27 protein-coding genes, 1 pseudogene and 1 riboswitch are annotated in these 26,888 nt (G+C 39.8%); of the genes and pseudogenes, 16 read left to right on the plus strand and 12 right to left on the minus strand.

The window, feature by feature from the left end; genetic code table 11:
* The first annotated feature begins 46 nt into the window (after positions 1 to 46).
* The 3 genes from idi to gcvT are packed head-to-tail and all read left to right on the plus strand — an operon-like array spanning position 47 to position 2,130.
* Complete coding sequence (gene idi, locus QE422_RS15105; RefSeq protein ID WP_307460102.1) at positions 47 to 565, plus strand: isopentenyl-diphosphate Delta-isomerase; 519 nt, start codon at positions 47 to 49, stop codon at positions 563 to 565.
* The gene (locus tag QE422_RS15110; protein WP_307460104.1) at positions 562 to 1,038 is read left to right on the plus strand and encodes a hypothetical protein; all 477 of its coding nucleotides are present in this window, start codon (positions 562 to 564) and stop codon (positions 1,036 to 1,038) included. Before idi ends, QE422_RS15110 begins: the two co-directional genes overlap by 4 nt.
* Positions 1,039 to 1,053: 15 nt before the next feature.
* Positions 1,054 to 2,130, plus strand: coding sequence for a glycine cleavage system aminomethyltransferase GcvT (gene gcvT / locus QE422_RS15115; protein ID WP_307460107.1), 1,077 nt, complete (start codon positions 1,054 to 1,056; stop codon positions 2,128 to 2,130).
* A 314-nt stretch (positions 2,131 to 2,444) separates the two neighbouring features.
* On the opposite strand, the gene QE422_RS15120 is transcribed toward gcvT, so the two are convergent.
* Complete coding sequence (locus QE422_RS15120) at positions 2,445 to 2,798, minus strand: arsenate reductase family protein (protein ID WP_307460111.1); 354 nt, start codon at positions 2,796 to 2,798, stop codon at positions 2,445 to 2,447.
* A gap of 98 nt (positions 2,799 to 2,896) precedes the next feature.
* On the opposite strand from QE422_RS15120, the gene QE422_RS15125 reads away from it, so the two are divergent.
* From QE422_RS15125 to QE422_RS15140, 4 genes are all read left to right on the plus strand, one after another.
* Positions 2,897 to 3,364 carry an acyl-CoA thioesterase gene (locus QE422_RS15125; protein WP_307460115.1) on the plus strand — a complete coding sequence of 156 codons (468 nt, stop codon included), beginning with the start codon at positions 2,897 to 2,899 and terminating at the stop codon, positions 3,362 to 3,364.
* A 2-nt stretch (positions 3,365 to 3,366) separates the two neighbouring features.
* Positions 3,367 to 4,236, plus strand: coding sequence for a sugar phosphate isomerase/epimerase (locus tag QE422_RS15130; protein WP_307460117.1), 870 nt, complete (start codon positions 3,367 to 3,369; stop codon positions 4,234 to 4,236).
* Positions 4,237 to 4,258: 22 nt separating this feature from the next.
* Positions 4,259 to 5,095, plus strand: a complete 837-nt coding sequence (locus QE422_RS15135; RefSeq protein WP_307460120.1) for a GLPGLI family protein — start codon at positions 4,259 to 4,261, stop codon at positions 5,093 to 5,095.
* Positions 5,096 to 5,114: 19 nt separating this feature from the next.
* A riboswitch (Fluoride riboswitch) is annotated at positions 5,115 to 5,187 on the plus strand.
* Positions 5,188 to 5,218: 31 nt separating this feature from the next.
* Positions 5,219 to 6,523 (plus strand): voltage-gated chloride channel family protein, encoded by a 1,305-nt coding sequence (locus QE422_RS15140; RefSeq protein ID WP_307460122.1) that lies wholly within the window; start codon positions 5,219 to 5,221, stop codon positions 6,521 to 6,523.
* A 255-nt stretch (positions 6,524 to 6,778) separates the two neighbouring features.
* On the opposite strand, the gene QE422_RS15145 is transcribed toward QE422_RS15140, so the two are convergent.
* The 8 genes from QE422_RS15145 to QE422_RS15180 form a co-directional block, all read right to left on the minus strand.
* Positions 6,779 to 6,955, minus strand: coding sequence for a hypothetical protein (locus QE422_RS15145; protein ID WP_307460124.1), 177 nt, complete (start codon positions 6,953 to 6,955; stop codon positions 6,779 to 6,781).
* A gap of 166 nt (positions 6,956 to 7,121) precedes the next feature.
* The gene (locus QE422_RS15150) at positions 7,122 to 8,363 is read right to left on the minus strand and encodes an MFS transporter (protein WP_307460127.1); all 1,242 of its coding nucleotides are present in this window, start codon (positions 8,361 to 8,363) and stop codon (positions 7,122 to 7,124) included.
* 80 nt (positions 8,364 to 8,443) lie between these two features.
* Positions 8,444 to 10,012, minus strand: a complete 1,569-nt coding sequence (gene rny / locus QE422_RS15155; RefSeq protein ID WP_307460130.1) for a ribonuclease Y — start codon at positions 10,010 to 10,012, stop codon at positions 8,444 to 8,446.
* A gap of 226 nt (positions 10,013 to 10,238) precedes the next feature.
* Positions 10,239 to 10,526: a cell division protein ZapA gene (locus QE422_RS15160; protein ID WP_307460133.1), complete on the minus strand. Its 288-nt coding sequence runs from the start codon at positions 10,524 to 10,526 to the stop codon at positions 10,239 to 10,241.
* Positions 10,526 to 10,828, minus strand: coding sequence for a hypothetical protein (locus QE422_RS15165; protein WP_294303394.1), 303 nt, complete (start codon positions 10,826 to 10,828; stop codon positions 10,526 to 10,528). Before QE422_RS15165 ends, QE422_RS15160 begins: the two co-directional genes overlap by 1 nt.
* 140 nt (positions 10,829 to 10,968) lie before the next feature.
* Complete coding sequence (locus QE422_RS15170) at positions 10,969 to 11,751, minus strand: porin family protein (protein WP_307460138.1); 783 nt, start codon at positions 11,749 to 11,751, stop codon at positions 10,969 to 10,971.
* Between the two features lie 4 nt (positions 11,752 to 11,755).
* Positions 11,756 to 12,487: a bifunctional demethylmenaquinone methyltransferase/2-methoxy-6-polyprenyl-1,4-benzoquinol methylase UbiE gene (gene ubiE, locus QE422_RS15175; protein ID WP_307460141.1), complete on the minus strand. Its 732-nt coding sequence runs from the start codon at positions 12,485 to 12,487 to the stop codon at positions 11,756 to 11,758.
* A 3-nt stretch (positions 12,488 to 12,490) separates the two neighbouring features.
* Positions 12,491 to 13,060, minus strand: coding sequence for a hypothetical protein (locus QE422_RS15180; protein ID WP_307460143.1), 570 nt, complete (start codon positions 13,058 to 13,060; stop codon positions 12,491 to 12,493).
* A gap of 101 nt (positions 13,061 to 13,161) precedes the next feature.
* Between QE422_RS15180 and QE422_RS15185 the strand changes: the two genes are divergently transcribed.
* Together QE422_RS15185 and QE422_RS15190 are read left to right on the plus strand one after the other, a co-directional pair.
* Positions 13,162 to 14,229 carry a 3-oxoacyl-ACP synthase III family protein gene (locus tag QE422_RS15185; RefSeq protein WP_294306780.1) on the plus strand — a complete coding sequence of 356 codons (1,068 nt, stop codon included), beginning with the start codon at positions 13,162 to 13,164 and terminating at the stop codon, positions 14,227 to 14,229.
* Between the two features lie 67 nt (positions 14,230 to 14,296).
* The gene (locus QE422_RS15190) at positions 14,297 to 15,502 is read left to right on the plus strand and encodes a metallophosphoesterase (protein ID WP_307460147.1); all 1,206 of its coding nucleotides are present in this window, start codon (positions 14,297 to 14,299) and stop codon (positions 15,500 to 15,502) included.
* A gap of 72 nt (positions 15,503 to 15,574) precedes the next feature.
* Here the strand turns inward: QE422_RS15190 and QE422_RS15195 are convergent, their stop codons facing one another.
* Positions 15,575 to 16,327 (minus strand): polysaccharide deacetylase, encoded by a 753-nt coding sequence (locus QE422_RS15195; RefSeq protein WP_307460150.1) that lies wholly within the window; start codon positions 16,325 to 16,327, stop codon positions 15,575 to 15,577.
* Between the two features lie 84 nt (positions 16,328 to 16,411).
* On the minus strand, positions 16,412 to 17,377 hold the full coding sequence (locus QE422_RS15200; protein ID WP_307460152.1) for an NAD-dependent epimerase/dehydratase family protein: 966 nt from the start codon (positions 17,375 to 17,377) through the stop codon (positions 16,412 to 16,414).
* An 89-nt stretch (positions 17,378 to 17,466) separates the two neighbouring features.
* Here QE422_RS15200 and ggt point away from each other — a divergent pair.
* Positions 17,467 to 19,153 (plus strand): annotated as a pseudogene (gene ggt, locus QE422_RS15205) (gamma-glutamyltransferase).
* 44 nt (positions 19,154 to 19,197) lie between these two features.
* Here ggt and QE422_RS15210 read toward each other — a convergent pair.
* Complete coding sequence (locus QE422_RS15210; RefSeq protein WP_307460154.1) at positions 19,198 to 20,427, minus strand: tyrosine-type recombinase/integrase; 1,230 nt, start codon at positions 20,425 to 20,427, stop codon at positions 19,198 to 19,200.
* A gap of 858 nt (positions 20,428 to 21,285) precedes the next feature.
* Between QE422_RS15210 and QE422_RS15215 the strand changes: the two genes are divergently transcribed.
* From QE422_RS15215 to QE422_RS15240, 6 genes are all read left to right on the plus strand, one after another.
* Complete coding sequence (locus QE422_RS15215; RefSeq protein ID WP_307460158.1) at positions 21,286 to 21,531, plus strand: hypothetical protein; 246 nt, start codon at positions 21,286 to 21,288, stop codon at positions 21,529 to 21,531.
* A 34-nt stretch (positions 21,532 to 21,565) separates the two neighbouring features.
* The gene (locus QE422_RS15220) at positions 21,566 to 23,371 is read left to right on the plus strand and encodes a hypothetical protein (RefSeq protein WP_307460161.1); all 1,806 of its coding nucleotides are present in this window, start codon (positions 21,566 to 21,568) and stop codon (positions 23,369 to 23,371) included.
* A gap of 576 nt (positions 23,372 to 23,947) precedes the next feature.
* Positions 23,948 to 24,406, plus strand: a complete 459-nt coding sequence (locus tag QE422_RS15225; protein WP_307460163.1) for a transposase — start codon at positions 23,948 to 23,950, stop codon at positions 24,404 to 24,406.
* Positions 24,407 to 24,582: 176 nt separating this feature from the next.
* The gene (locus QE422_RS15230; protein WP_307460166.1) at positions 24,583 to 24,795 is read left to right on the plus strand and encodes a hypothetical protein; all 213 of its coding nucleotides are present in this window, start codon (positions 24,583 to 24,585) and stop codon (positions 24,793 to 24,795) included.
* Between the two features lie 201 nt (positions 24,796 to 24,996).
* Positions 24,997 to 25,314, plus strand: a complete 318-nt coding sequence (locus tag QE422_RS15235; protein ID WP_307460169.1) for a helix-turn-helix domain-containing protein — start codon at positions 24,997 to 24,999, stop codon at positions 25,312 to 25,314.
* A gap of 232 nt (positions 25,315 to 25,546) precedes the next feature.
* Positions 25,547 to 26,827, plus strand: a complete 1,281-nt coding sequence (locus QE422_RS15240; protein WP_307460171.1) for a dicarboxylate/amino acid:cation symporter — start codon at positions 25,547 to 25,549, stop codon at positions 26,825 to 26,827.
* The last annotated feature ends 61 nt before the right edge of the window (positions 26,828 to 26,888 follow it).

The following is a 26,888-nucleotide window of genomic DNA, read 5'->3' on the forward strand; positions in this document are numbered from 1 at the left end:
TACCAAAAATTTCCAAAATACATTTATTACACTTACATTTGTAGAAATGGAAGAATTTGTAGTTTTAGTAAATCCCGAAGATGAAGTTCTGGGCCTTATGGAAAAGCAGCAGGCTCATGTAAACGGCCTTTTGCACCGTGCTTTTTCCGTTTTTTTATTCAACCGGAAAGGCGAAATGCTGCTTCAGAAAAGGGCTTCCGGCAAATACCACTCCCCGCTGAAATGGACCAATGCCGTCTGTTCGCACCCCAGAACCGGGGAAACCTATCTTGAAGGGGCCTGGAGAAGGCTAAAGGAAGAACTGGGAATTGAGGCTGACCTTTCAGAGAAATTCCATTTTATTTACAAGGCAGATGTAGGCAACGGGCTTTGGGAACATGAGCTCGACCATGTTTTTACCGGCATTTTTGAAGATGAATTCTTATTGAATACCGATGAAGTGGAAGAAGTACGCTATATTTCCATGGAAGAACTGGATCAGGAAATGACGGAGCAGCCGGAACTTTTTACGGAGTGGTTCAAGATTATCCTGGAAGAATACAAACACCATTTTTCAAACCGATGAAAAAACAGATTGCAGCCTTATTGCTGTTTATGGGATCGCTGTTATTTTCCCAGTCGGTTCCGACGAAAGTCTATGAAAACGACAGTTACGCCATTACGCTTCCGGAAGGCTGGAAAGTAACGGATGATAACAAAATCATCAATATTTTCCCCGGCAACGAAGTCGGAGCCATTACCATCTCGGAATATCACGACCTGAACCTTCCGAAGACGGAAACCAAAAAATTTATCCTTGCCTTATACAAATCCTCCGATGACGAAAGTAAAATCAGAGCCAGGAGCGGAAAAAAAGGCTATACCGAATATCTTTACGAATATTTTGACGAGAAGCAAAAGCTGGTCTGGATTACGAAAGTCTTTCAGAAAGACAAAGACCTGTACCTGATCACCATCAACTGCGGGCAGAAATACTGGAACGGCAATTACATGAAGCTTTTCAACGAAGCTTTCGACAGTTTTAAAATAAAGAAATAAATATAAAAATTAAACATGAAGAAAACAGCATTGTACGACAAGCACGTATCTTTAGGCGCTAAAATCGTACCTTTCGCAGGATTTGAAATGCCTGTACAATATTCCGGAGTTACAGAAGAACATTTTGCCGTAAGAGAAAAGGCAGGTCTGTTCGATGTTTCCCATATGGGGCAGTTTTTTATTGAAGGCGCAGGTTCCAAAGAACTTCTACAGTACGTGACTACCAACAACGTAGACGCTCTTGAAAACGGAAAAGCTCAGTACTCTTGTCTTCCGAATGAAAACGGAGGAATTGTGGACGACCTGATCGTTTACAAAATGGAAGACGACAAATATTTCGTGGTGGTTAATGCTTCAAATATCGATAAAGACTGGAATCATATTTCCAAATACAATACCTTCGGAGCCAAAATGACGAACGCTTCAGACGATATGTCATTACTGGCCGTTCAGGGGCCTAAAGCAACCGGAATTCTTCAGAAGCTCACGGAAACCAATCTTTCCGAAATTCCTTATTATCATTTTACCGTAGGTGCTGTGGCGGGCGTAAATGACATCATCATTTCCAACACAGGATATACCGGAAGCGGCGGTTTTGAAATCTATTTCAGAAATGAGGATGCCGTAAAGCTTTGGGATGCGATCATTGAGGCCGGTGCCGAAGAAGGAATCATTCCTTGCGGATTGGCTGCCAGAGATACCTTACGTCTGGAAAAAGGGTTCTGTCTGTACGGAAACGATATCGACGATACTACCTCCCCGATCGAAGCCGGTTTGGGATGGATCACCAAATTCGACAAGGATTTTGTTTCCAAAGAAACTTTTGCCAAGCAGAAAGAAGAAGGGGTAACCAGAAAACTGGTTGGTTTTGAACTGACCGACAAAGGGGTTCCAAGACACGACTACCCGGTGGTTGATGCAGAAGGCAACGTTATCGGGAAAGTAACTTCCGGTACCCAGTCTCCGATGAAGAAAGTAGGTTTAGGTCTTGCCTATGTTGATAAGCCTCACTTCAAGCTGGGTTCTGAAATCTTTATCCAGGTAAGAAATAAAAATATTCCTGCCAAAGTGGTGAAAGCACCGTTTGTATAAACACTTACCTTCACTTTGTCAAAGTTCAAAATCTTTGACAAAGTTTTAGCGTTCAAAATACTGTAAAACCTGCTCCGTTGTAGGTTTTATTTTTTTAGGAGCTATTTCCGGCTTGGAATTTTATGCTGAGCCTGTCGAAGCACTGTATCTTTTTTATTTTACAGCATTCGGACAGATCTTCATTATCAGTAGAAAAGAAAAAAGGATGCAGTTTTTTTAAACTTCCGGTCTTTCAGAAGTGCTTATTACTTGCAGTAAAACTTCATAGGTTTTGAAAACCTATGAGGTCTGTACCGATTTCTGAATTCAGATAATTATTCTACGCCAAAAAAAGCCTTCAATTCCTCCACATTTTTCTTATCATTTCCAACAAAAATCTGGTCATCGGTGATGAAAACCGGACGTTTCAGAAACGAATAATGATCAAGCAGTAAATCTCTAAAATCATTCTCCGTCAGAGATTTTACATCCAGTCCTCTCTGCTTGATCTGGGTGGATTTTTTACTAAACAGTGCTTCGTACGAATCTGTTTTCTCATACATTTCGGCAAGTTCATCTTCGGTAACCGGTTCTTTCTTGATTTCCCGAACTTCCCAACCAGTAAGATCAAACTGGGCTAAAATCTTTCTACAGGTATCGCAGGTCTTCAGGTAAAATACTTTTTTCATTATTATTTTCAGCAGTTTATTTATTTTTCAGTTTCCAAAATTAAGATTTAATTCAAAGTTTTAAAAATTATAAATACCTTTAGTCAAATTTTTTGAGAATGGACAACAAACCGGTTACCTTTCAGTTTATTTCAGAACCTTCGGATGTAAATTACGGAGGAAACGTACATGGCGGAAGTGTAATGAAATGGATCGACCAGGCGGGTTATGCCTGCGCTACCACCTGGAGCGGAAACTATTCCGTAACCGTTTATGTGGGCGGCATCCGGTTTTATGAGCCGATCAAGATCGGGGAAGTGGTAAAAGTGGAAGCACAGGTAATTTATACCGGCTCTTCCAGCATGCACATTTCCATCAACGTATCTTCAAGAAACCTGAAACAGCCGATATTCGATAAGAAAACCCACTGCATCATCGTTTTTGTAGCGGTGGATGAAAACGGCAAAAAACTTCCTGTTCCCAAATGGATCCCCGAAACCGAAGAGGAAAAGCAGAAGGAACAGTATGCGATCCGGCTAATGGAGCTAAGGACGCAGATTGAAGATGAAATGAAACCGTTTTTATAAGCATGCAAAGAAAAGATTTTATCAAACTATCTTCACTGGGCTTCCTGGGATTATATGCCTGTGGAACGTCCAATTTTAAAAGCAATACAAAAACATTGGCTATTCAATTATACACTGTTCGCGATGCCATTTCCCAAGATCTGGAGAAAACGCTGGAACGACTTGCCGCATTAGGCTTTACCAGACTGGAAATCTACGGTTATAACGGAACATTCTTCGGAAAGACCCGGAATGAATTTCAGTCGATCCTGAAAAATACGGGAATGAAGGTGATCAGTTCGCATCACACCACCGGACTGCTTCACAAAGAGCAGGGAACCTTATTGGAAAACTGGAAAAAATCGGTAGAAGATCTCGATTTCATCGGTGCAGAATACATGGTTTGCTCCTATCTGTTTCCTGAAGAAAGAACCCTTGAAAATTATAAGAAGCTCTCGGAATTATTTAATACGTCGGGGGAAATTACGAAAACTGCGGGAATACAGTTTGCTTATCACAACCACGATTTTGAGTTTGAAAAATTTAATGAGAAACAGAATGTCTATGATTTTATTTTAAATAATTCTTCATCGGATCTCGTAAAAATGGAGCTCGACCTGTACTGGATGGCAAAAGCAGGAATCGATCCGCTATCTTATTTCGAAAAATATCCGAAAAGATTTCCGTTGTGGCATGTAAAAGACATGAAAGCCGGCTCAAAAGATTTTGCAGAAATCGGAAACGGGACCATTGATTTTGAGAGAATTTTTAAAGACCGTGAAAAAGCAGGTCTTCAGTATTGGTTTTTAGAGCAGGATTCGAGTGATAAGAATATGTTCGAAAGCATTAAAATAAGTAAAGAACATATTTCTGAACATTCTTATTTTAATTGAAATCCGATCAAAAAGATGAACCATGAAAAAAACGCTTCACTTTTTTTGTCTATTGATTATTATTAGCCTGAATTCACAGACACACCGGTTTATCTACGAACTTCAGTGGAAAATGGATTCTACCGATACAGATTACCAGAAATACAACATGATTCTGGACATCAATTCCAAAGAAGTCAAATTTTATGGCAGAAACCTGTTGGTTGCCGATTCCCTGAATAAAAAGTTTGGAAATATGGATAACAAGCATATTGATATGACCGGACAAGTAGTAAAGAGAAAAACAAATACTGCTGAAAATGAAAATTTTATCAATATTAAATTTGGATATTATTCATTTAAAACCACCGACAGAATAAACTGGAAGATCTCCGGCGAAACCAAACAGGTCCAGCAATATACGCTGCAAAAGGCGACTGCAACGTTTGGAGGAAGAAATTGGGTAGCCTGGTTCAGCAGGGAAATTCCTTTTAATGAAGGACCTTTCAAATTTTCCGGACTTCCGGGTTTGGTTTTCGAAATTTATGATACAAAGAAAAATTTCATTTATAATCTCATTAAAAGTCAGGAACTGCCGGATACGTATCACACAGAGAACTTTCTTGAATCCAATTTTGGAAATAAAGCAATTCCTATTACTGAAAAACTAAGGCAAAAGCTTTTAACAGAATTTTTTAATGACCCTTTTTCCTTTGAAAGAACAAATTTCACTAAAAATGACACCTTGAACATCAACATCAACGGAACACAGATCTCTACCGTCGATGAACTGAATGCTCAGGTTAAAAACATGCAGGAGGTCATCAAAAAGTACAATAATCCTGTTGAAATTGACAAGGCGATGCATTATAAAAATTAAAAATAATTTTTATCTTTGCCTTACAAAAGGAAATGGTGTTCTTCCTTCCCCAACCGCCTGTTTTCAAACGGGCTGATGACGCCTGATTAATAGATTATCAACCATAATTTGATCAGGAAAATCATGTCTAAACGTCAGCGAACTTTAAGTACAACCCTTCAATTTCATCTGAGATTTTTCTTCAGGAAATATCCGTCACTTCCGTATATCGTCAAATGGCTTTTGATCAGCATGATGATCGGCGCATTGGTAGGAACCGCTTCCGCAGGCTTTCTTGCTTCTCTGCAATGGGCAACGGATTTTCGGGAAAGCCATCAATGGATCATTGCTTTTTTACCGGCAGCGGGATTTCTGGTCGGTGCTCTTTATCATTATTTTGGCGAAGATGTGGAAGCCGGAAATAACCTGCTCCTCGAAAACATCCACGAGCCGAAAGAAACCCTTCCTCTGAAAATGGCACCGTTCGTCTACGTGGGAACGATTGCTACGCACTTGTTCGGCGGATCGGCAGGCCGCGAAGGAACTGCGCTGCAGATGGCCGGAGCGATTGCGGATCAGCTTACCAAACCTTTTAAGCTTGATAAAAACGACCGGAAAGTCCTGCTTATCTCCGCAATTGTTGCGGGATTTGGTTCGGTTTTCGGCACACCATTGGCAGGAGCGGTCTTCGGACTGGAAGTTTTCCTGATCGGAAGGATCCGCTATAATGCTATTTTTCCGGCGTTTGCCTCCGCTGTTTTAGCAGATGTGGTCACTAATCTCTGGAAAGCCAGACATACCCATTATCACATTGATATCATTCCAAAGCTTGAGTTTCTGCCGTTTATATACAGTATTCTGGCAGGCATTGTCTTTGGAATCTGCGCGGCTATTTTCAGCAAGTTGCTTCACAGGACCGGCCGGTATTTTAAATCGACTGTAAAATATCCTCCGCTCCGCACGGTCATCGGCGGAATAATTGTGGCAGCCGCTGTTTTTGTGATGGGAACGACCCGGTATATCGGGTTGGGAATACCGACGATTCTCCAATCTTTTGAACAACCACTCCCCTTCTATGATTTCGCGTTAAAAATGATCTTTACCATCATTACCCTTTCCGCTGGTTTTAAAGGCGGAGAAGTTACCCCGCTGTTCTTTATTGGCGCCACGTTGGGAAGCGCATTGTCTCTGTTTATTCCGCTTCCGTACGGTTTACTGGCAGGGATGGGATTTGTCGCCGTTTTTGCAGGAGCTACCAATACCCCACTTGCCTGTACACTCATGGGCATCGAATTGTTTGGTGCCGAATGCGGCGTATATGTAGCGATTGCCTGTGTAGTCTCCTACCTCTTTTCCGGGAACAACAGCATTTATACCAGACAGAAAATCGGGGAAGCCAAAAACAGAAGGTTTGAACACCTTACGGATAAGAGCTTTAAGGATATATGAATGATGATTGATGATTGATGATTGATTATCTTTTATGTAAAATAATCTGATGTTATACAGCCGGCTCTTGTAAGTGCAAACAGCTTGGTAAATCTAAAAAATATAATCGTAATTAAATTCTTCGCGGATTTCGTGTACCATCGCTACCAACTCATAAATAAGGCTTGCTTATCATTACAAAAACCTTCCGGAGAACCGAAAGGCTTTTGCGTATTAAATGTGGAAATGTTTATTTCTAGTTGAAATAATTCTGTTTTAGCAGGTAATTACCTGTGGACAGGAAATATAAGATGAGCAGTATTTAGGTCCGGTAACGGCTCCTGTACAGCTGCACTTGCATTGAGACAGATCCGGTGTTCCACCTACTCCTCCTGTAATGCTTCTAAGATCTGCTTTCTTAAGCTTTTTTGCGTTCTTTAAAAAATTTTGCATTGTGATTTGGTTTTGAGATTAAACAATTTAGTGATTTTTCAAAGTTAAACAAATATAAATTATTCAAAGCATAATTTAATATGAAATTTGATAATTTGTTTATCTTCTTGTACTTATTAGCAGTATAACGTAAAAGGTGTTTTAAATATTTCTTAAACACCAGAAATTATTCTACAAATTCAAGATCTTTATCATGCGTTTCCGATACGGTAAGGGCCGAATAGAATGCCAGTCCGAAGACGATTAGTCCTACCAATGCCGCACTGATGATCACTGAAAAATCCTTTTTAAAAAGATCGAATGTAAAGATCATTACCGGCACCAGCCCGCGAACCATATTCGGAACTGTGGTGGTGGCTGTATTCCTGATATTCGTCCCGAACTGCTCGGCGGCCAGGGTAACAAACATGGCCCAATATCCTGTTCCCAGACCCAGCCAAACACAGAACATATAATATTTTGTCTCCGAATCGGTATTCCCGAAAAGCATAATGGCCACCCCGACGATGGTAAACACGAGCATATAAAAAATAGCCATTTTCCGAGACTTCAGAAGATGGGAAATAAACCCGCTGGCTAAGTCACCGACGGAAATTCCAACATAAGCCCACATGATCGCCTTTCCGGGATTCAGATTTTCAATCCCCATTTCCGGCGCAAACTGGTTGGCCAAAACGGCTAAAATCCCGATACAATACCAGGTCGGCAGCCCGACGGCAATACATTTTAAATATCGTATCAAACGGTTTTTGTTGGTAAAGAATGAAAGAAAATTCCCTTTGGAAACCGATTGATGTTCTATGTTTTTGTAGATCCCGGATTCAGAAACGCTGATTCTCAGGAACAGCAGCATAATTCCCAATACACCTCCAATGATGTAGGAAATGTTCCATCCGCCCGCCAGTTCCACGGTGAGCTGGGCAACCACAGCACCCATCAGACCAAAACCGGCAACAACGGAGGTGCCGATGGCTCTTAAACTCTTCGGCAGACTTTCAGAAACCAGCGTAATTCCGGCTCCGAGCTCTCCGGCGAGACCAATCCCTGCGATAAACCTTAATCCGGCATATTGGTACACCAGATGCTCTTTTGGAAAATAAGGCAGAAAACCGCAGGCAATATTCGATAAAGAATACACCAGAATAGAACCGAACAGTACCGAAAGCCTTCCTTTCTTATCGCCGAAAATTCCCCAAAAGATTCCTCCGATCAGCAGACCGACCATCTGAGCATTCAGAATAAAAGTTCCGTCGACATCCGGATTCAAGCCCAACGCCTTCAGACTGGGAATCCTTACAATACCGAACAGCAGTAAGTCGTAGATGTCTACAAAGTATCCTAAAGCGGAAATGATGACAGGAATGGAAAAAATGTACTTCAGTTTGGAAGACAGGGAAAGTTCTTGCATTTTGGAGTTTTAAGTTTTGCTAAAAATAAAAAACCTTTCAATTTCTTGAAAGGTTTTTATAAAATATCTTTTTTGCGTGTTTATCTTGCAATATTCACCGCTCTGGTTTCTCTAATTACGGTTACTTTCACCTGTCCCGGATAAGTAAGCTCATTCTGGATCTTTTCTGAAATGTCATAAGATAACTGGGAAGCGACTTCGTCATTTACCTTTCCGCTTTCTACCATTACCCTAAGTTCTCTACCGGCCTGGATTGCGTAAGCGGAAGATACCCCGTCAAAGCTTAATGCTGCAGATTCAAGATCTTTCAGTCTCTGGATATATGATTCAAGCACCTGTCTTCTGGCGCCCGGTCTTGCTCCGGAAATCGCATCGGCAACCTGAATAATCGGTGATAATAATGAAGTCATTTCCACTTCGTCGTGGTGTGCCCCAATCGCATTTACCACCTCTGCATTTTCACCGTACTTCTCTGCCCACTGCATTCCCAGTAAAGCGTGAGGAAGTTCGGATTCCTGCTCAGGAACTTTCCCGATATCGTGTAAAAGACCTGCTCTTTTCGCTAATTTTACGTTTAATCCCAATTCAGCAGCCATGGTTGCAGCAATGTTTGCTACTTCTCTGGAGTGCTGTAATAGGTTCTGTCCGTAAGAAGAACGGTATTTCATTCTACCTACGATCTTGATCAGTTCCGGGTGTAATCCGTGGATTCCAAGATCAATGATGGTTCTCTTACCTACTTCGATGATCTCCTCTTCGATCTGCTTTCTTGTTTTCTCTACTACTTCTTCGATTCTTGCCGGGTGAATTCTTCCGTCGGTTACCAATCGGTGAAGGGATAATCTGGCGATCTCTCTTCTTACCGGGTCGAAACAAGAAAGAAGAATCGCTTCCGGAGTATCATCAACGATGATCTCTACTCCGGTTACGGCTTCCAAAGCACGGATATTTCTACCCTCTCTACCGATGATTCGTCCTTTCACTTCGTCAGATTCAATGTTGAATACCGATACCGAGTTTTCAATCGCCTGTTCGGTTCCGATTCTCTGGATCGTCTGGATAACGATTTTTCTCGCCTCACTTTTGGCATTCAGCTGAGCTTCTTCCATAATGCTCTGAACATGCGCCTGAGCTCTTGTTTTGGCTTCTGCTTTCAACGATTCTACCAATTCGGCTTTGGCCTCTTCCGCAGAGTAGTTGGATATTTTTTCTAAAATTTCAACTTTCTTAGCTGTTGCAACGTCAAGCTCCTGCTGTTTTCTTTCAAGGATTTCCGTTTTCTTTGCATAATCGGCAATCTGCTTGTCAAGGTCTTTTTCCAGCTTCCCTACTTTGCTAAGCTCATCGTTCAGCTTGTGCTCCTTATCCTTGGTTCTTTTTTCCACCTCCTGCATTTTCTTTTCGCGGGACTGGATGTCTGCGTCATGCTGGGATTTCAGCTCCAGGAATTTTTCCTTGGCCTGGATGTTCTTTTCTTTCTTTATGGATTCGGCTTGTACGTTAGCTTTTTCTATTAGGTTTTCAGCATTTTTCTTTGCATCATCTATAATAAATTTTGCTTTGGTATTGAGTGAGCTTTTGGAAAAAAGTATTCCTACCACTGCACCAATGACCAGGCAAATTATGCCGACTATAATGGCTGTTGTCATATCTATATATAAGTTTTAATTGTCCTTAATTTTGCATAAAAAAAGCCCACAACAATTCAGAGATTGAGAGTAAACTCCTAATCAACACGATTTGAACTGATTTCCATTGTCTGTAATCCGGAGAACCGGCACGCCATTCAATGGACATTTGTTCGGTAATTGTTTAGCGTTGAGTTTACCTTTAATGTGTTAGAATCATTGTAGGCAGTTGGTCGGGAAAAAAAATCTATTTCCCTGTTTCATTCAACGATTGATTGATCTTTGATAATCTTTCGTTGGTAGCTTGTATTGTTTTATCGTAGTTCATAGACACCACCTCGGCATTGGTTCCCAGTTTCAGGGCACACATGGCCAAAGCATCCTGCTTGTCTCTCACATCGAAATTCTGTTCAAAATCCTTAATCATATTTTCAATCTGCTTCCCTACCTTGCGCAGCGTTTCTTCTTCTGCTGCCGGCACATTCAGCGGATATACTCTTCCGGCAATATTAATGGTTATTCTTCTTACCTCCATTATAATCCACTGTTTTGAAGCTGGGCAATACAGAAATCTATTTCTTTCACCAATCGGTTGATGTGGTTTTTCATCAGCCGGTTGTGTTCAGGATTTCCTGATATTGCCGAATACAATTTTATATTTTTTTGCTCTTCTGCTAATACCTGATTTTTTCTTCTTTCCTCATCATATTTCTTCTTCAGCTCTTCATGCTCAACATTCAGTTCAGAAAATTCTTCAGTAAGATTTTTATAACTTTTCTGCAATTGTAAAATCTTTTTCTCTAGTTCTGAAAAATGGTTTTCTAAATCTTGAAGCATTTCAGGTTTTCGTATATTCTAACTATTAGCAAAAATAACAAAATATTAATACTAACAAAAATAAAACGGTCTATATTTTGTGGTAAAGCAAAAAAGGAGACGCAAAACCGCATCTCCTTTGTCTATTTATAAGATATTCCTTATTCGAATTTCAGAACGAAGAATATGGCTCTTGTCTGCAAGGTAGACATGGCAGCCGTCCAGTACGGAGGCGTTGTTGCATTATCCGCTACAATTTCATTGTTCATGATGAATGTTCCTCTTACGGCCGGCGTCAATTTAAACTTGTTGAAGTAAAACTGGATTCCCATTTCCGCAGACCATGCAAAGTTATGCGTAGTCGATCTGAAGACCCCCTGAAGGTTATCATCCGTAGAACTTGAGTTAGACTGAAGGTTTACGATATAGTTTACCCCTGCCGCAACATAAGGTCTGGAATTGTACCATCTCTGCCCGTGAAGTTCCAATAATACAGGAACATCCACCAAAGTACTTTTAATTTCTCTTACCCTGTCTTTTTCCTGTAAAGGAAATGGGATAAAAGGATCGTTCGTTAAGGTACCTGCCGCATACTGGTCGTTGGACTGTGTATTAAAAGTCAACTGTCTCTGGCCGAATTGTAACCCCGGTTCTAATCTTACATCCAGATAATCGTTCAGTCTCCATTTTGCGATAAGACCCGCACCGAAGCTGTAACTTTCCTTAGACGTAACAAGATTCTGATTATTATTCATCCCGTATCTCGGATGCAGAACGATACGGTAGTCCAGTCTGTTACCATTCAGATAAAAACCCCAGCTGAATTTCTGTTCGTCGAAATCTTCCAACTTATCCATTCTGTTACGGGTTCTGAATTGCGCGTTCGCTAAAACGGCAATATTTACTGAGGCTAAAACCAGTGCTCTTAATAAAAATTTATTCATAGGGTTACTTTGTTGCTTTATAAATTGTGGCTATACCTAAACTTAGTTTTTTATATTCAACTTTTTTAAATCCTGTATCTAAAAGAATTTGTCTCATTTTTTCCCCGTAAGGAAAAGCATTTACAGAATCCGGAAGGTATGTATATGCCCTATTATCTTTGGAAACCAGCCTGCCTATAGCAGGTAAAATGTTTTTGAAATAAAACATATACAATGGCCCCATAACCCCTTCAACTTTTGAAAACTCCAGTATATAAACACTCTTGTTATCTTTCACTACTCTTCTCAATTCTGCCAAACCTTTGGTAAGGTTTTCAAAATTCCTTACTCCAAATGCAACGGAAACGGCATCGAACCTATTGTCCTCATAAGGAAGATTCTCTGCATCGCCTTTTTGCATGGAAATTTTGCCGTCTAATTTAAGTTTTTTTATTTTAATAACGCCAACATTTAACATTTGTTGCGATAAATCCAAACCAATTACTCTGGAACCTGTTCCCTTTTCAATGGCGATTGCCAGATCTCCGGTTCCTGTAGCCACATCCAGCACTTCCTGAGGCTGGTCATTTTTCATCCATTTCACCAGCGTATTTCTCCATAAAACATCAATTTTCAGAGAAAGCACACGATTCAGAACATCGTATTTCGGTGCAATATTGTCGAACATATCCTCTACCTGGCTCTTTTTCGTAGCTTCAGAGTTGTAGGGTGTAATTTTGGTAATATCTTTTGTCAAAACTTAAAACTTGTAATATTCTTTATAATAATTAAGGTAATCCTGCTTTCGGAAAATCTTCGATCGCGATTCTACCTGCTGGATGTTTTTAATGAGTTTATCATAATCTTCATCCACATTGTAGTAAAAATCATCCGTATACAATTTGCTGAAGCGTCTTGCACCTCCATAATACGGTTTCCCGTCGATGATAGTTTTATCCAATGCCAAAAGTAAGGAATCTTTCTTCAGGTTGTATCCGTAATACTGATCATTGATGTAATAATCCTGATGGGCGATATTGATCAGCCCTCTTATTTTATTTACTTCAAATGCGGAATCGAAAAGCAGTTTCTTATTCTGGTCGAAAACTTTTATGGAGTTCTTTCCTTTTTCAAGATCTACGGGAACGGTCTGCCCACCGGCAATAATCCCCTCCAAACCGTTGTTTATTTTATAGTAAAACGTATTGGGCGTAGGATTGTCTACTACGTAATAGTTCTTTTTGGCTAAAAACAGGAAGTAGATCCCAAAGGCAACGATAAACGCCACAACTGCAATAAGTAAGCCTTTTAAGGACGGATTGTTTTTCATAAGATTGTAAAGTACAATTTTTGCAAATTTAATAATATTTTTAATTCTCCGTTATTAATATTAATTATTAACTTTGCAACTTTAAAAAATCATTTAAACGAATGCCGAATACGATCATCATTGGTTCTGGATCTTACCTTCCCAGCAGAGTTATCGGAAGAGATTATTTCTTAGATTCAGAGTTTTATACTGAAGACGGGGTGAAGATTGACAAACCTGCCGAAGAAACCATCGCAAAATTTGTAGAAATCACGGAAATTGAAAACAGAAGGTTCATCGAGGACGACCTTTCCAACTCACAAATCGGCTATGAAGCTTCAAAACTTGCGATTGCAGATGCCGGCATCGATCAGGAAGAACTGGATTATATCATTTATGCCAGCAATTTCGGTGAAGTTACCGTAAACGGATACGCAGATTTTATGCCGACGATGGCAGCCCGGGTAAAGAATAAGCTGGGTATTAAAAACAGAAAATGTATCACTTATGATATGCTTTTTGGATGTCCGGGATGGGTAGAAGCCATGATCCTTGCCGACAACCTGATTAAAGCTAAGGTAGCAAAAACGATCTTGGTAATCGGTGCTGAAACGTTAAGCAGGGTAACCGATCCGCACGACCGCAACAGGATGATCTTTGCAGACGGAGCCGGAGCGGTAGTGGTAAAAGCAACCGACGAGGAAAACGTAGGGATTATTGCCCATAATACGATCTGCGACAACGGCCTTGAGCTTGATTATCTGGCTAACGGACCATCTATCAACAAAGAATCCGACCAGACCAGACTGTTTGTAAGAATGCAGGGAAGAAAAATCTACGAGTACGCTCTGAAGAATGTTCCTGCCGCCATTAAAGAAACCATCGAGGATGCCGGTCTTTCTATTGAAGACATCAATAAAATCCTTATTCACCAGGCCAATGCCAAAATGGATTACGCGATGATCGAAAGGCTTCACAAGCTTTATAATGTGAAGGATTACGACCATTCCATCTCTCCGATGACGATCCAGGACTTCGGAAATTCATCTGTAGCGACAATTCCTACCATGTTTGATTTAATTATTAAAGGAAAAATGGAGGGTCAATCGTTTAAAGAAAAAGGTAACATTGTGATGACTTCGGTAGGTGCCGGAATGAACATCAATGCTATCGTTTACAGATTTCCTTAAAAATATTATAACGTAAAAATATTAAAAGCACAGGGAATTAGTCTTTGTGCTTTTTTTAACCCTGATTATGCAGAGAAATTTTTTAATCATCGCAGCTGTCTTCCTCGTATTAGAAGTCTATATCTACCAGGCTATAAGAACTTTAACCGATAATTCTTGGATTAAAATCGGATACGGAATCGTTTCTTTAGCCGTCTATGGATTCTTCGCTTATGAAATGGCCCATTTTAATAAAGGGGAAAGAAGCATGATGCGCGCACAGATCATGATTTCCATTTTCCTGGTCTTTATCCTTCCTAAAATCTTTATCGTGCTGTTTTTGTTGATCGATGATATTTTCAGGACCGGAAGCTATCTGATCGGATTTACGCGATCTTCCGAAAATTTTTTCCCGGAAAGAAGAAAGTTTCTAAGTATTATGGGATTAGGTTTAGGCGGCGTCCTTTCTGCCCTTTTTATCGACGGGATTACTTTCGGAAAGTACCGGCATAAGGTAAGAAGAGTAAGAATCAACTTTACCAATCTTCCGAAAAGTTTCAAAGGCTACAAAATCGTTCAGATCTCCGACGTGCACAGCGGGAGCTTTTCCGATCCGAGCAAACTGGAGCATGCGATCAACCTGATTAACGAGCAGAATCCCGATCTTGTCCTGTTTACAGGAGATATGGTAAACAATGTAGCGGATGAATTCAAGCCTTTTATTCCTTTATTTTCTAAAATTAAAGCGAAAGACGGGAAATTTGCCGTTCTGGGCAACCATGATTATGCAGATTATGTCACCTGGGCTTCACTGGACGCCAAAAAGAAAAACCTGGATACGCTGATCGATTATGAAAGACAGGCCGGATTTGATATGCTTCGCAACGAACATCGCGTGATTGAGAAAAACGGCGAGAAGATATACATTCTGGGCGTAGAGAACTGGGGACTGAAACCTTTCCCACAATTCGGAAGGCTGGACGACGCTTTAAAAGGCGTACCTGAATCTGCAGTAAAGATCCTGATGAGCCATGACCCTACCCACTTCGATTACGTTGTCAAAAACCATCCCGGAAATGTTCATCTGACACTTTCCGGACATACCCATGGCATGCAGTTCGGTCTCGACCTGAAAAATGTAAAATGGTCACCGGTACAGTACCGATATCCGAAATGGGCCGATCTGTATGAAAGTGAAGGCAAAATGCTGTATGTCAACAGAGGTTTTGGTGTATTGGGCTATCCCGGAAGAGTGGGCGTCCTGCCGGAAATTACGCTGTTTGAATTAGCATAATAAATTCAAGGTTTAAGGTTTAAGGTTCAAAGTTTAAGGACGGACTTTGAATTTTGAATCTTAAACCTTAAATTAAAAAATATAGTCTTTCATTCTCGAAGTTGCCATTTCATTGTCGTTAATCCAGCACAAAAGCTTATCGAGCTTGTCTTCGATCTTCTTTCCTGAATTCCATTTTCTGTAAAAAGGAATACCAAAATGGTATTTGCTGAAATCGGTAAACTGCCAGGAATTTAGATAAATTAATACGAAATCGTCTTTTTTGAGGGTTTCAAAAACCATATTTTTATAATACTTCATCGGCAGCATCTGAAAGACGAAATCATTATACGGCAGCTGGCTGTAGGGAGAAATACTTTCAGGAACCATACTCACCCCGTCTTCCTCGGTAATTTCCGTATCGCGTTTCAGGCGTTTGAAAGGAAAAAGAATATCGGCATGATCGATATTGGAAACATAACCGAAACCGAGCATTTTAAGATCTTCCTGGGGCAGCTGATGATCTTTCTGTCGAATCCCCTTGATCTGTTTTTCCAAAAATTCCTCCATCCATTTTTTGATTTCTTCGATTTCCTGAAGCGTGGAATTTTTATTGTAAAAAGCAATTTCATGCCCTTTGGATGAAATTGCTTTTATGAGGTTTTGCAATTTTTCTGCAATTGAAACTTCAATAAAAAAACTTGCTTTTACATCATGAATATCTAAAATTCTGAGAATGGCCTTAGAATTGTTTTCTGTTATTCTGATTCTTTCTTCATCCAATAGAGAAGATCCTCTTTTAGTTTCCGCCTCTATATTCTCAATGTTGAAAGTAAACAATACCATTTAAATTAAATTTTAGATAAATTTTTTAAAAAATTAATAATCAGATGTTAAAGCATGTTTTATTTAAAGTAAAGCTTAATCTGTTTAATTTTTACCCAGTTTCACCTTAAGATTCTTGATCATATCTTTCGTCATTTCAGAAATGCCGAAATTATAGGAAAGCCCCCAATCATTTTTCGCTACGGAATCATCAATGGATGCCGGCCATGAATCGGCAATTGCCTGTCTGAAATCCGGTTTATAATTAATCTCAAATCCTGGGATTTCTTTCTTGATTTCTTCTGCCAATTCTTTTGGAGTAAAAGACATTCCGCCTAAATTGTAAGATGAACGTACAGTTACATTTTCTTTCGGAGCTTCCATTAGTTTTAAAGTAGCATCAATCGCGTCATCCATATAAAGCATCGGCATTCCTGTATTCTCGGAAATAAAGCTGGTATATTTTCCCTCTTCGATAGCTTCGTAAAATATCTCTACGGCATAATCGGTTGTTCCGCCCCCTGCAGGTGTTTTCCAGGAAATCAGTCCGGGATAACGGATGCTTCTAACATCTACACCATGCTTGTCAAAATAATACTCGCACCACTTCTCTCCTGCCATTTTGGAGATCCCGTAAACCGTTGTCGGATTCAGAACGACATCCTGGCCTACATTTTCCTTTGGGATTCCTTTTCCGAATACCGCAATAGAACTTGGCCAGAAAATCTTTTGGATAAGCCCTTCTTTGGCCATTTCACAAAAATGAAGCAGTGGTTCCAGATTCAGTTTCCAGGCAAAAATAGGCTGCTTTTCTGAAGTACCTGACAATAGTGAAGCCAGGTGATACACTGTGGTAATCTCATAATCTTTGATAACCTGTCTCACCAGCTGGGTATTGGTAACGTCCATTCTTTCGTAATGGCCTGCGGCAGTGATTCCTTTCTGCCATCTGTCCAGCCCTGAAGCCACTACATTTTCTGCTCCGTGAATTTCAACAAGCCGGTTGGTAAGCTCGGTGCCGATCTGTCCTAAAGCACCTGTAATCAGTATTCTTTCCGTGTGGGATTCCATCTTAATTTTATTAGTTGATCAAAAACAAAAATAGATATTTTAAGCCCTATCTTAAAACAAAATTGTAAATTAGGTTACAAAATCTGCAAATGAAAAAGATTATTATTTCCCTCATCTTATTTTCTTCCACAGTTTCAGCACAATACACAGACATCAATATTGTAAAGGAAGTTAAGGTAAAGAATAAAGGTGTTGTTGTTTCCGCGCACCCGTTGGCGAGCGAAGCCGGAGCGAAAATCCTAAAAGCGGGCGGAAATGCTTATGATGCCATTGTTGCCACGCAGTATGCCTTAGCTGTCGTCTATCCGCAGGCCGGAAATATCGGCGGTGGCGGATTTTTGGTAGGAGTTAAAAACAACGGTGAAAAGTTTACGCTTGACTATCGGGAAACAGCACCCCGTAAAGCTTCGCACGATATGTATGTCGATAAGAACGGGAAGGCTGATACGAATCTTTCACAAAACGGTAGGCTGGCCGTCGGTATTCCGGGAAGTGTTGCCGGATTTTTCGCTACGTTAAAATACTGCAGGCTTCCCATGAATCAGCTGATTCAGCCGGCCATCGACTTGGCCGAAAAAGGATTTGCCATTACCGAACAGGAAGGCGGGCTTATTAAATTCCCATAAAGAACAGTTTCAAAAACACAATTCATCTTCTTTTGCTTTTATTAAAGATGCTCCGTGGAAAGCGGGTGATATCCTGGTACAGAAAGAGCTGGCTGAAACACTACGATTGATTCAGAAAGAAGGTTTAAAAGGGTTTTACCAGGGAAGAACCGCCAAATTGCTGGTCGCTGAAATGAAACGGGGAAACGGGATCATTACCTCAGAAGACCTGAAAAATTATAAAGTGGCGGAACGAAAAGCGCTGGAGTTTGACTATAAAGGAAGTCACGTTGTTTCGATGCCGCTGCCTTCAAGCGGCGGAATTCTTCTTGCCCAGATGCTGAAAATGGCGGGATACGAAAATCTGGAAAAATACCAGCAGAACAGCACAAAAGCTGTTCAGATCATGGTGGAAGCCGAAAGAAGGGCTTTTGCCGACAGAGCCGAATATATGGGCGATCCGGATTTTATTCAGGATAAAACCGCATACCTGATTTCTGATGATTATCTCAGAAACCGATGGAAAAGCTTCAGCTTTAGCAAAGCCACCCGAAGTGCAGAAGTGGGCAAAATTATCAGGCAGCCGAAAGAATCTACAGAAACAACCCATATTTCCGTCATCGATAAAGAAGGCAATGCCGCTGCCGTTACGACAACCCTGAACGGATTGTACGGCAGTAAAGTCATCGTTTCCGGAGCCGGGTTTTTCCTTAATAATGAAATGGACGATTTCTCCATTAAACCCGGCGTTCCGAATATGTTCGGTGCGGTGGGCGGCGAAGCCAATTCCATTCAGCCGAATAAAAGGATGCTTTCTTCGATGACGCCCACCATCGTCCTAAAAAACGGAAAACCGTATATGGTTGTCGGAACCCCGGGCGGGACAACTATTCCTACCTCGGTTTATCAATCGATTGTGGATGTTATTGATTTTAAATTAAATGCCAACATTTCCGTTAATTCCCCGAAATTCCATCACCAATGGCTTCCCGAAGCTGTTGCCTTTGAAAAGAACTTCCCTGAGACCACCATTAGTGAGATAGAAAAACTGGGCTACAAAGCCGAAAGATGGAACCAGATCGGCAGAACCGAAATGATCCTGATTGATGAAACCGGAAATATTCATGCGGTCGCCGATGGCCGCGGCGATGATTCTGTGGCGGTGGAATAATGACAGATTACCTTTAATTTGGGATAAGCCTTTGAAAATATCCCCTATCCTGCGTAAAGCTGCTCAAAATAATTCCCCAGGGTTGCCAGGCGTTCATGGCTGTTATGGTTGATGTAGTTCAGGAACATCTTTTCCGTACTGTGGCCGGTGGCCTGCATCAGCAAAGGAGTCGGGATCTTTCCATAGAAGTTGGATGCGAAGCTCCGCCTGCCGATGTGGCTGCTGATGACTTCCCATTTTTTTACAAAAGTGTCCTCCGAACGGTGGCCGGTTCGCTTTCTGGCATTGATCTGTTCATTGATCCCTGCCAGTCTGGCAATCTTCCTGATCCGGCGGTTATAAATGTCATGGTCGATGGGATCGGGAAAGCAATAGTCATTTTCCTTCAGAATATTCAAAACAACAGGATGAAGCGGAAGAATAATTTCTTTACGTGTTTTCTGCTGTATAAAAGTAATATACATCCGGCTCCCTGTTTCCGAAAGCTGACTTTTATTGAAAACCATGAAATCTGAAATCCGCTGTCCCGTATAGCAGCTGATCAGCAGCCAGTCTTTGGCTGTTACATATTCTTCAGGAACTTCGGTCTGCTTTATTTTTGCGATCTCAGATTCGGTAAGGATAATGATGCGGGCAGGCTTTTTCTCCCTGCGGACTTCCAGTTCCCGTACGTGGGTTACCATTCCTTTTTTTTCAGCAAAATTCAGGATGGTCTTTACAAAATGAATAGTCCTGTGAAGCGTATTTTCGCTGTACTCCTCTTTTTTTCCGAAGATAAAAAAATCACGGACAAACTCTGCATTGATATTTGTGAGGATCAGACGTCTATGAAGAAACCCTTCAAAACGTTGGAGAAGCCTGAAGAATACGAGATAGCGTTTGTACGTAGAATGGCAGATCATCTCTTTACGGACAGTGATATAAGAAAGAGTAAGGCTTAGAAATGAATTTTCCGGCTGCTGCAAAGCCTTGGCTGTGATGATTTCACTAAGCTTTTTTGAAATTCCTGTCTTGGTAACTGCTTTCTTACCCGTTTTGCGCTGCCTGATGTATTCAGCCAATTCCACTTTAATACGATCCAAAACCGCGCTGATGTTTTTATTTTTTTTCAGGTAAATATTTTTCGGACGTTCCTTTTCAGCATCCCATTCCTGAGGAGCCATCATGATACCGGTAAGAAAAACAAAATCCAGACGAAATGACTCATCCAGAACACGTAGATAAATAGGGCCGGAAACTTTTTGTGTTTCCGGAAGATAAAAAGTAAAATTCATTGGTATATTTAATCATTTTCTGGCTGCTAAAATAACAATAAAAAGTAGTCCTATCTAGACTACTTATATGCACAAATATAGACAAAATATTGATACCACAAAAAAAAATAAAACATTGTTTTATAAGTATTTATAACTCATCCATAAGTGTTTATTGTTTAAAAAAATTACTGTTTTCGTTTGCTTTAATATAAATCTTCATCAAAAACACAATATAAATTATTGAACTGCAAATCAGTTGAATGCAAAAGTAGTCTAGATAGGACTATGTTTAAAATTAGAGATGTAAAACAAGCATTAATCTGACAACTTAATGTTCATTTATTCAGAACCGAATGCGTTTAAGAATAACTTTAATTTAGAGAAAACGATAACCACTAGTATAAACTATAAGTAGAAGCATGACAATTTTTTAATTACAAGATAAACACAATACAGAACATGATGAAGAACACAATTTTTATACTTACTTCGGAACAAACCGCTCCAATCCTTTTAATATAGGACACAGATATTTTCTGCCACAAATCCAAGACCGCTTTGTTTTCCGATTCTTATTTCTAAAAAAAATTCTCAGGAGTTTCTTTTAAAGGTATAAAGATCAATCCGAAATTCTTATCAAAGGATCAGGTTTGCGATACAAAAGAATCAGAAATTTTAATGAATAATAAAAACCTGAAAAAGTATGATAATTAAAACGGCACCAACATAAAATATGAAATTCTAATAAAAAAGTAATGATGATTGATCTATTAAAGTATCTGTGGTTTAATTATAATAGATGACCAACTCGTATATAACTGCTTTTTATATACTGATCTTTAATTATTAATATAACAACCTTTTATAAAATTTCAAATGAAAAAAACATTATTAACGGCCGGTATTATTTTATCGGGCCTTGTTTACAGCCAGGTAGGCATCAACAACAATACACCCAAAGCGACATTGGATGTGACTGCAAACACCACTGACGGCAGCAAGCCGGAAGGAATGATTGCCCCTCGCCTGACCGGCGACCAGATCAAATCTGCTGATGCCAGCTACGGAACCGATCAGAAAGGAAAATTGATCGGGATTAAACTTAAACAGGCTCATAGATAAAAAAAATATCATTTAACACAAAAAATCTGAAAAAATGAAATACATACATAATTTGTTCACGTTAATATTTTTTATTAATATCAATATATCTGCACAGGTGGGCATCAATACAGACAAGCCCAATGCATATGCTGGGCTTCATATCTCTGAAAGGAAAGATCCGGCAAGCACAAATCCCGACAAATATAATGGGATCATCATTCAGCGTTATACCGAAGCACAGCGGGATACGCAGCTTACTCCGAATATGACTGCCGGGCAAAACAGTCTGATGATATTTAATACCACCGAAAACTGTTACAACTATTGGAACAGTGAAGATAATGAATGGAAAAGCCTTTGCGGACGATTTGGAAAAGGCACGTTTTCTTATAATTGTAATGCAGATGTGACTGTTCATGGTATTTACAGCAAAGGAAAAGAACTCACTACATCCCATTATCTTAGTGTCAAAGTAACGGTTACAAAACCTGGATCTTATGAGATTGCAGGAACAACCAACAATGGATACAACTTTTACAAGACGGGGACTTTTCTGACGACCGGCAGCTTTACAGTGAATATTCCCGGAACTGGGATCCCGGCAAATACTAACACTGCAGGTGGTGGCGATACTGTAGCTATTACAAACAATGGAGTTTCTCAGCCATGTTCTCCACCTGTACAGGTCCCGGTACTTCCGGACTCGGGAACATACACTATGAGCTGCGGTTCGGCTATTGTGAATGGAGTTTATAAAGTAGGTACCGCACTTACTTCAAGCAATACCATTACTTTACCGGTAAATGTGACAGCGTTGGGAAGCTATACCGTTACCACCAACACGGTGGACGGAATTTCTTTTAGTGCTTCAGGTACTTTTACAGCAACAGGTAACCAAAACATCACGCTAAACGGGACAGGAACACCCACCTCTACAGCTATAAAAAAGTTAACGATAACATCAGATAGCGAGGGTGGCGTTTCCAAATCGTGTAATGTAAATGTGATTGTAGTTATTCCTAAAAAAATATTATTGACTATAGGAACTTCTCCTAATGGATATGGTTATAATTTTTCCGGTACAGCAGCCTCAAATGGACTTATCACAACGGCAGCTAATTATGGAACGCTTGCTAATAGCGTCGTTAAATATGAAGGCTGGGACCAGATCATAAACGGAACAAATGCACCATCAGCAGCTCAGCTTACTGGTTGGACAACAGGCAGCAATCCCGTAGACATTATTGTAATAGGGTACTCTTGGGCAGCAAGTACCACCGAAGCCCAAATACTTGCAAACTATATTGCGAAAGGAGGCGTTGTATTGGCATTCTCTGAAAGCACCGGGGGGATGCAAAACTTATTAAGAATAGTATTTGATGCTTCAGTTTCTACGGGAAGTATAAATAGTGCGGGCGCGTTGTACAAATTACCTCTCACAAATGATTCTATTTTGAATGGCCCTTTTGGTGACATCAGGGGATTACAATGGGGAGAAGATGCTTCCTCAACAACTTACGCCACGGGATTACCTTCCAGCGAAATAACTGTATATTCTGGTGATACCAATATATCAACAGCTAATCCGGCAGGAACCATAGGCCGTGTTACAGCATTCAGGCACAATACCCTCAATTTTATTTGGGTAGGTGATGGCGGTTTTAACTCTAATAATGGCGGTACTTCGGATACTATTTGTCCATTCGTTTTAAATGCCAACAATTTTCCTGTATTTAAGCCTAATTATGGAAATGGAGCTGCTGCTTATAAGATGAATGTATATAATTCAATATTTACAGCCAATGCTTTTGCTTGGGCTCTCGACAAAGCGGAGCACAATGGTATTAATAAATATTAATCGATTTTAATATTTTGGTTTTCAAACCATCCGTATGAAACAAATGATGAGAGAGAAGGTTGCAGAAAGCGGGATAGAAATATCCCGCATCTGTAATCTTATGAAATGTACCAAGGATGATATAGGGAAATGTACCTGTCCAATGATCTGGATCCAAAAATACTTTTAATATAAAGCAAATTGCTAATATCAAAAGGAGAAATATCCTTTTACTAATTACTGCTAGCTTATCACTGACTTCTATATTAACGTGAATTCGACAGTATTTAAATAGAAATAAACTAAAAAAGAAGGAGGGTGATCAGAAATCTTCAAATAGTCTCCTTTTAAAAGATGCGCCATAAGATCCTGTGCTATATAAAACTGTTAATCAAATGTTTACCAAGTATACAGCCAGCCTGTCTACTTCGAGATTACGTTATCTAAAACTTTAGATCGAAGGTACTGTAGCATAATCATCAAAATATCCCAATGCCTTCAATTAAATACAGAACCTATTTCAATACAAATTGTTAAATCATAACAATGCGAAAAGCGGGCTGAAACCGATATTTTAAAATAAAAACATAAAAGATAATGAATTTCAAAAAAATACACATCGGAGAACTGATCAAACAGCGGGTATACGAAACCGAAATCGAACATATGCGGATCTGTAAATTCTTCGACTGCACTGAAAAGGAAATCGCTGAAATGTATGAAGCTGAAAACCTATACCCGGATGTGATTATGAAATGGTGCAAGCTTCTAGAATACGATTTTTTCAGAATCTACACTCAGCATTTGATCCTTTACGCTCCTATTAATCAAGAGAAATACAGCAAGAAAAAAACCGGTAAATCAGCATTGCCTTCCTTCCGTAAGAGCATTTATACCCAGGAAGTCATCGAATTTATTTTAGAGCTTATCCTTACCGGCCAGAAAACCAAAACAGAAATCATAAGTGATTATAACATTCCTAAAACAACTTTATATAAATGGCTGCAAAAATACAGTGCAACAGAGGGGAAAAAAGAAAAAAACAATGATGTATAAAATAAGCGTCTATAACTTTATTCAAACTTCAGCTTGTGTCTGCACATTTAACAGATCATACGATCAAGAAAATAGACAAAAAATGTTTACATCTTACAAGAATTATATTCATCATAAAGAATATTTCAACAGGATTAATCTAACGTATTAAATGAGTGTAACATAATATAATGACGATGAAGAATAAAAGAAAAAATAAAACTCCACAAAATATAGTGCTCATCGGTAAAAAAAAAGCAGAAATCACTAAAATTCTAGGTGAGAATTATACGATTGACCTGGATGGGAATATGGTTTATACGATAAGAAGAATGGTTTTTTTCACTCAGAGGATTTGTATTGGATTTAACGAAGCCGGGATTAGCGACAGCATTCACAGCGTGGGTTGATTTTCATCTCTGTTATACAGGAATATTTACACAACTTAATATCATACTTGGAAGGTCTAATACATTCAATGAATGCTTCCGGCATCACCAGATACTATTGCAGGATAAGAATACTTACACTTGAATCCAGATATTCTCATCATAATCAGCTCCCTTGCTATCAAGCATTACATTTAATACTATTAAAAACAATTATTATCTATGAAGCATCCAAACTATAAAAAAATTTATGGCGATATGATTACCATGAAGTTTCCCGATAAGCAGGAAATCTGCAGGAGCATACTCGACAAATCGAAACTAAGCACCATTGATATCATCGATCTACAAAAAAAAATATTCGGAATAGATAATATTTCAATGGGACAGTCTAATCAGCGCTATAAATCCTACGACAAATCTACGATACTGAAAATCTTAGACTATCAAGAGAAGAACGGACTTAACAATAATGAACTGGCAAGACATTTTAATTTAAGCAGAAATACCGTAGCCAAATGGAAAAAACTGTTTCAGTAATCTGCATTTTTAAAAAATCTTTCACACATTTATTATAAGCAGAGAATCTAATAAAGTTTAATATAAACGGATTGTATTTTAATCTTATTGAAATCAAGAGGCTATATCTTACGATCTTAATTCATTCGGTGCAATTATTAATTTCCGTACGATCGAAACAAAACAAATATTTCATGACTTTTATCATTAATCCCATAAATTTCCTTATTTTTCGGGACTAAATTCGGTTTCATTGAGAGCAAAAAAAATTTATGGACAACTCTATTTTCAGGTGGTTGTTGCTATTGTGGCAGGGATAGTTCTAGGCAGGTTTTATCCCGAACTGGGTGAAAAGATGAAACCTTTGGGCGACGGATTTATAAAACTCGTGAAAATGATCATTGCACCGGTTATCTTCATTACCCTGACCCTGGGAATCGCCCATATGACCGACCTGAAGAAAGTGGGAAGAATTGCCGTAAAAGCGATGATTTATTTCCTGACCTTCTCCACTTTAGCTTTAATTATCGGGCTTATCGTAGGAAATATTTTACAGCCTGGACATGGCTTAAATGTTGATCCTGCCACCCTTTCCGGAGACGTTTCACAATACCAGCAGAAAGCCCATGACTCTACATTGACAGGCTTTATTATGAATATTATTCCGGAAACCCTGTTTAGTCCGTTGGTCGGGGAAAATATTCTGCAGGTATTGCTGGTAGCTATCCTTATGGGAGTTGCTTTGGTTCTGACCAAAGAAAAAAGCAGCAGGGTTACGGAATTTTTACAGGATCTCTCCACACCTATTTTCAAAATCGTGCATATGCTGATGAAGCTTGCGCCCATTGGTGCCTTCGGTGCGATGGCATTTACCATTGGTAAATACGGGCTTCATTCGGTTCTGAATCTGATCTATTTGGTCGGCACATTCTATGTTACCTCTGCCCTGTTCGTGGTTTTGGTATTGGGAGCGGTAGCCTGGTACAACGGTTTCAGCATTTTCAAACTGATGTATTATTTAAAGGAAGAACTGCTGCTGGTGTTGGGGACAAGCTCTTCAGAATCTGCTCTTCCGGGTATTATGGAAAAACTGGAAAAGGCAGGTTGCTCGCGGGCCATCGTCGGATTGGTGGTTCCTACCGGATATTCTTTTAACCTCGACGGTACGAATATTTATATGACCCTCGCCTCCTTATTTATCGCGCAGGCTCTGAATATTCATCTGCCTATTGAAAAACAAATCATGCTGCTTTTGGTAGCTATGCTGAGTTCCAAAGGAGCCGCAGGCGTTACAGGCGCCGGTTTCGTAACGTTAGCCGCCACCCTGGCTGTCGTTCCCGAAATTCCGATTGCAGGAATGACGCTGATCTTGGGAATCGATAAATTCATGAGCGAATGCAGGGCTTTGACGAATGTGATCGGAAATTCCGTAGCTACTGTAGTTGTTGCCAATTGGGAAAAACAGCTGGATAAAGAGCAGCTGCAATACTGCCTGGATCATCCGGGTGAAGTGGAGAAAAAGTTGGAAGTATAGATATCCTTGAAATTATTTACTGTAATTAATTGCGAATCCCTTTTCATAATCCGAGTGATTT

It is taken from the genome of Chryseobacterium sp. SORGH_AS_0447, from assembly GCF_030818695.1.
Classification (GTDB): Bacteria; Bacteroidota; Bacteroidia; order Flavobacteriales; family Weeksellaceae; genus Chryseobacterium.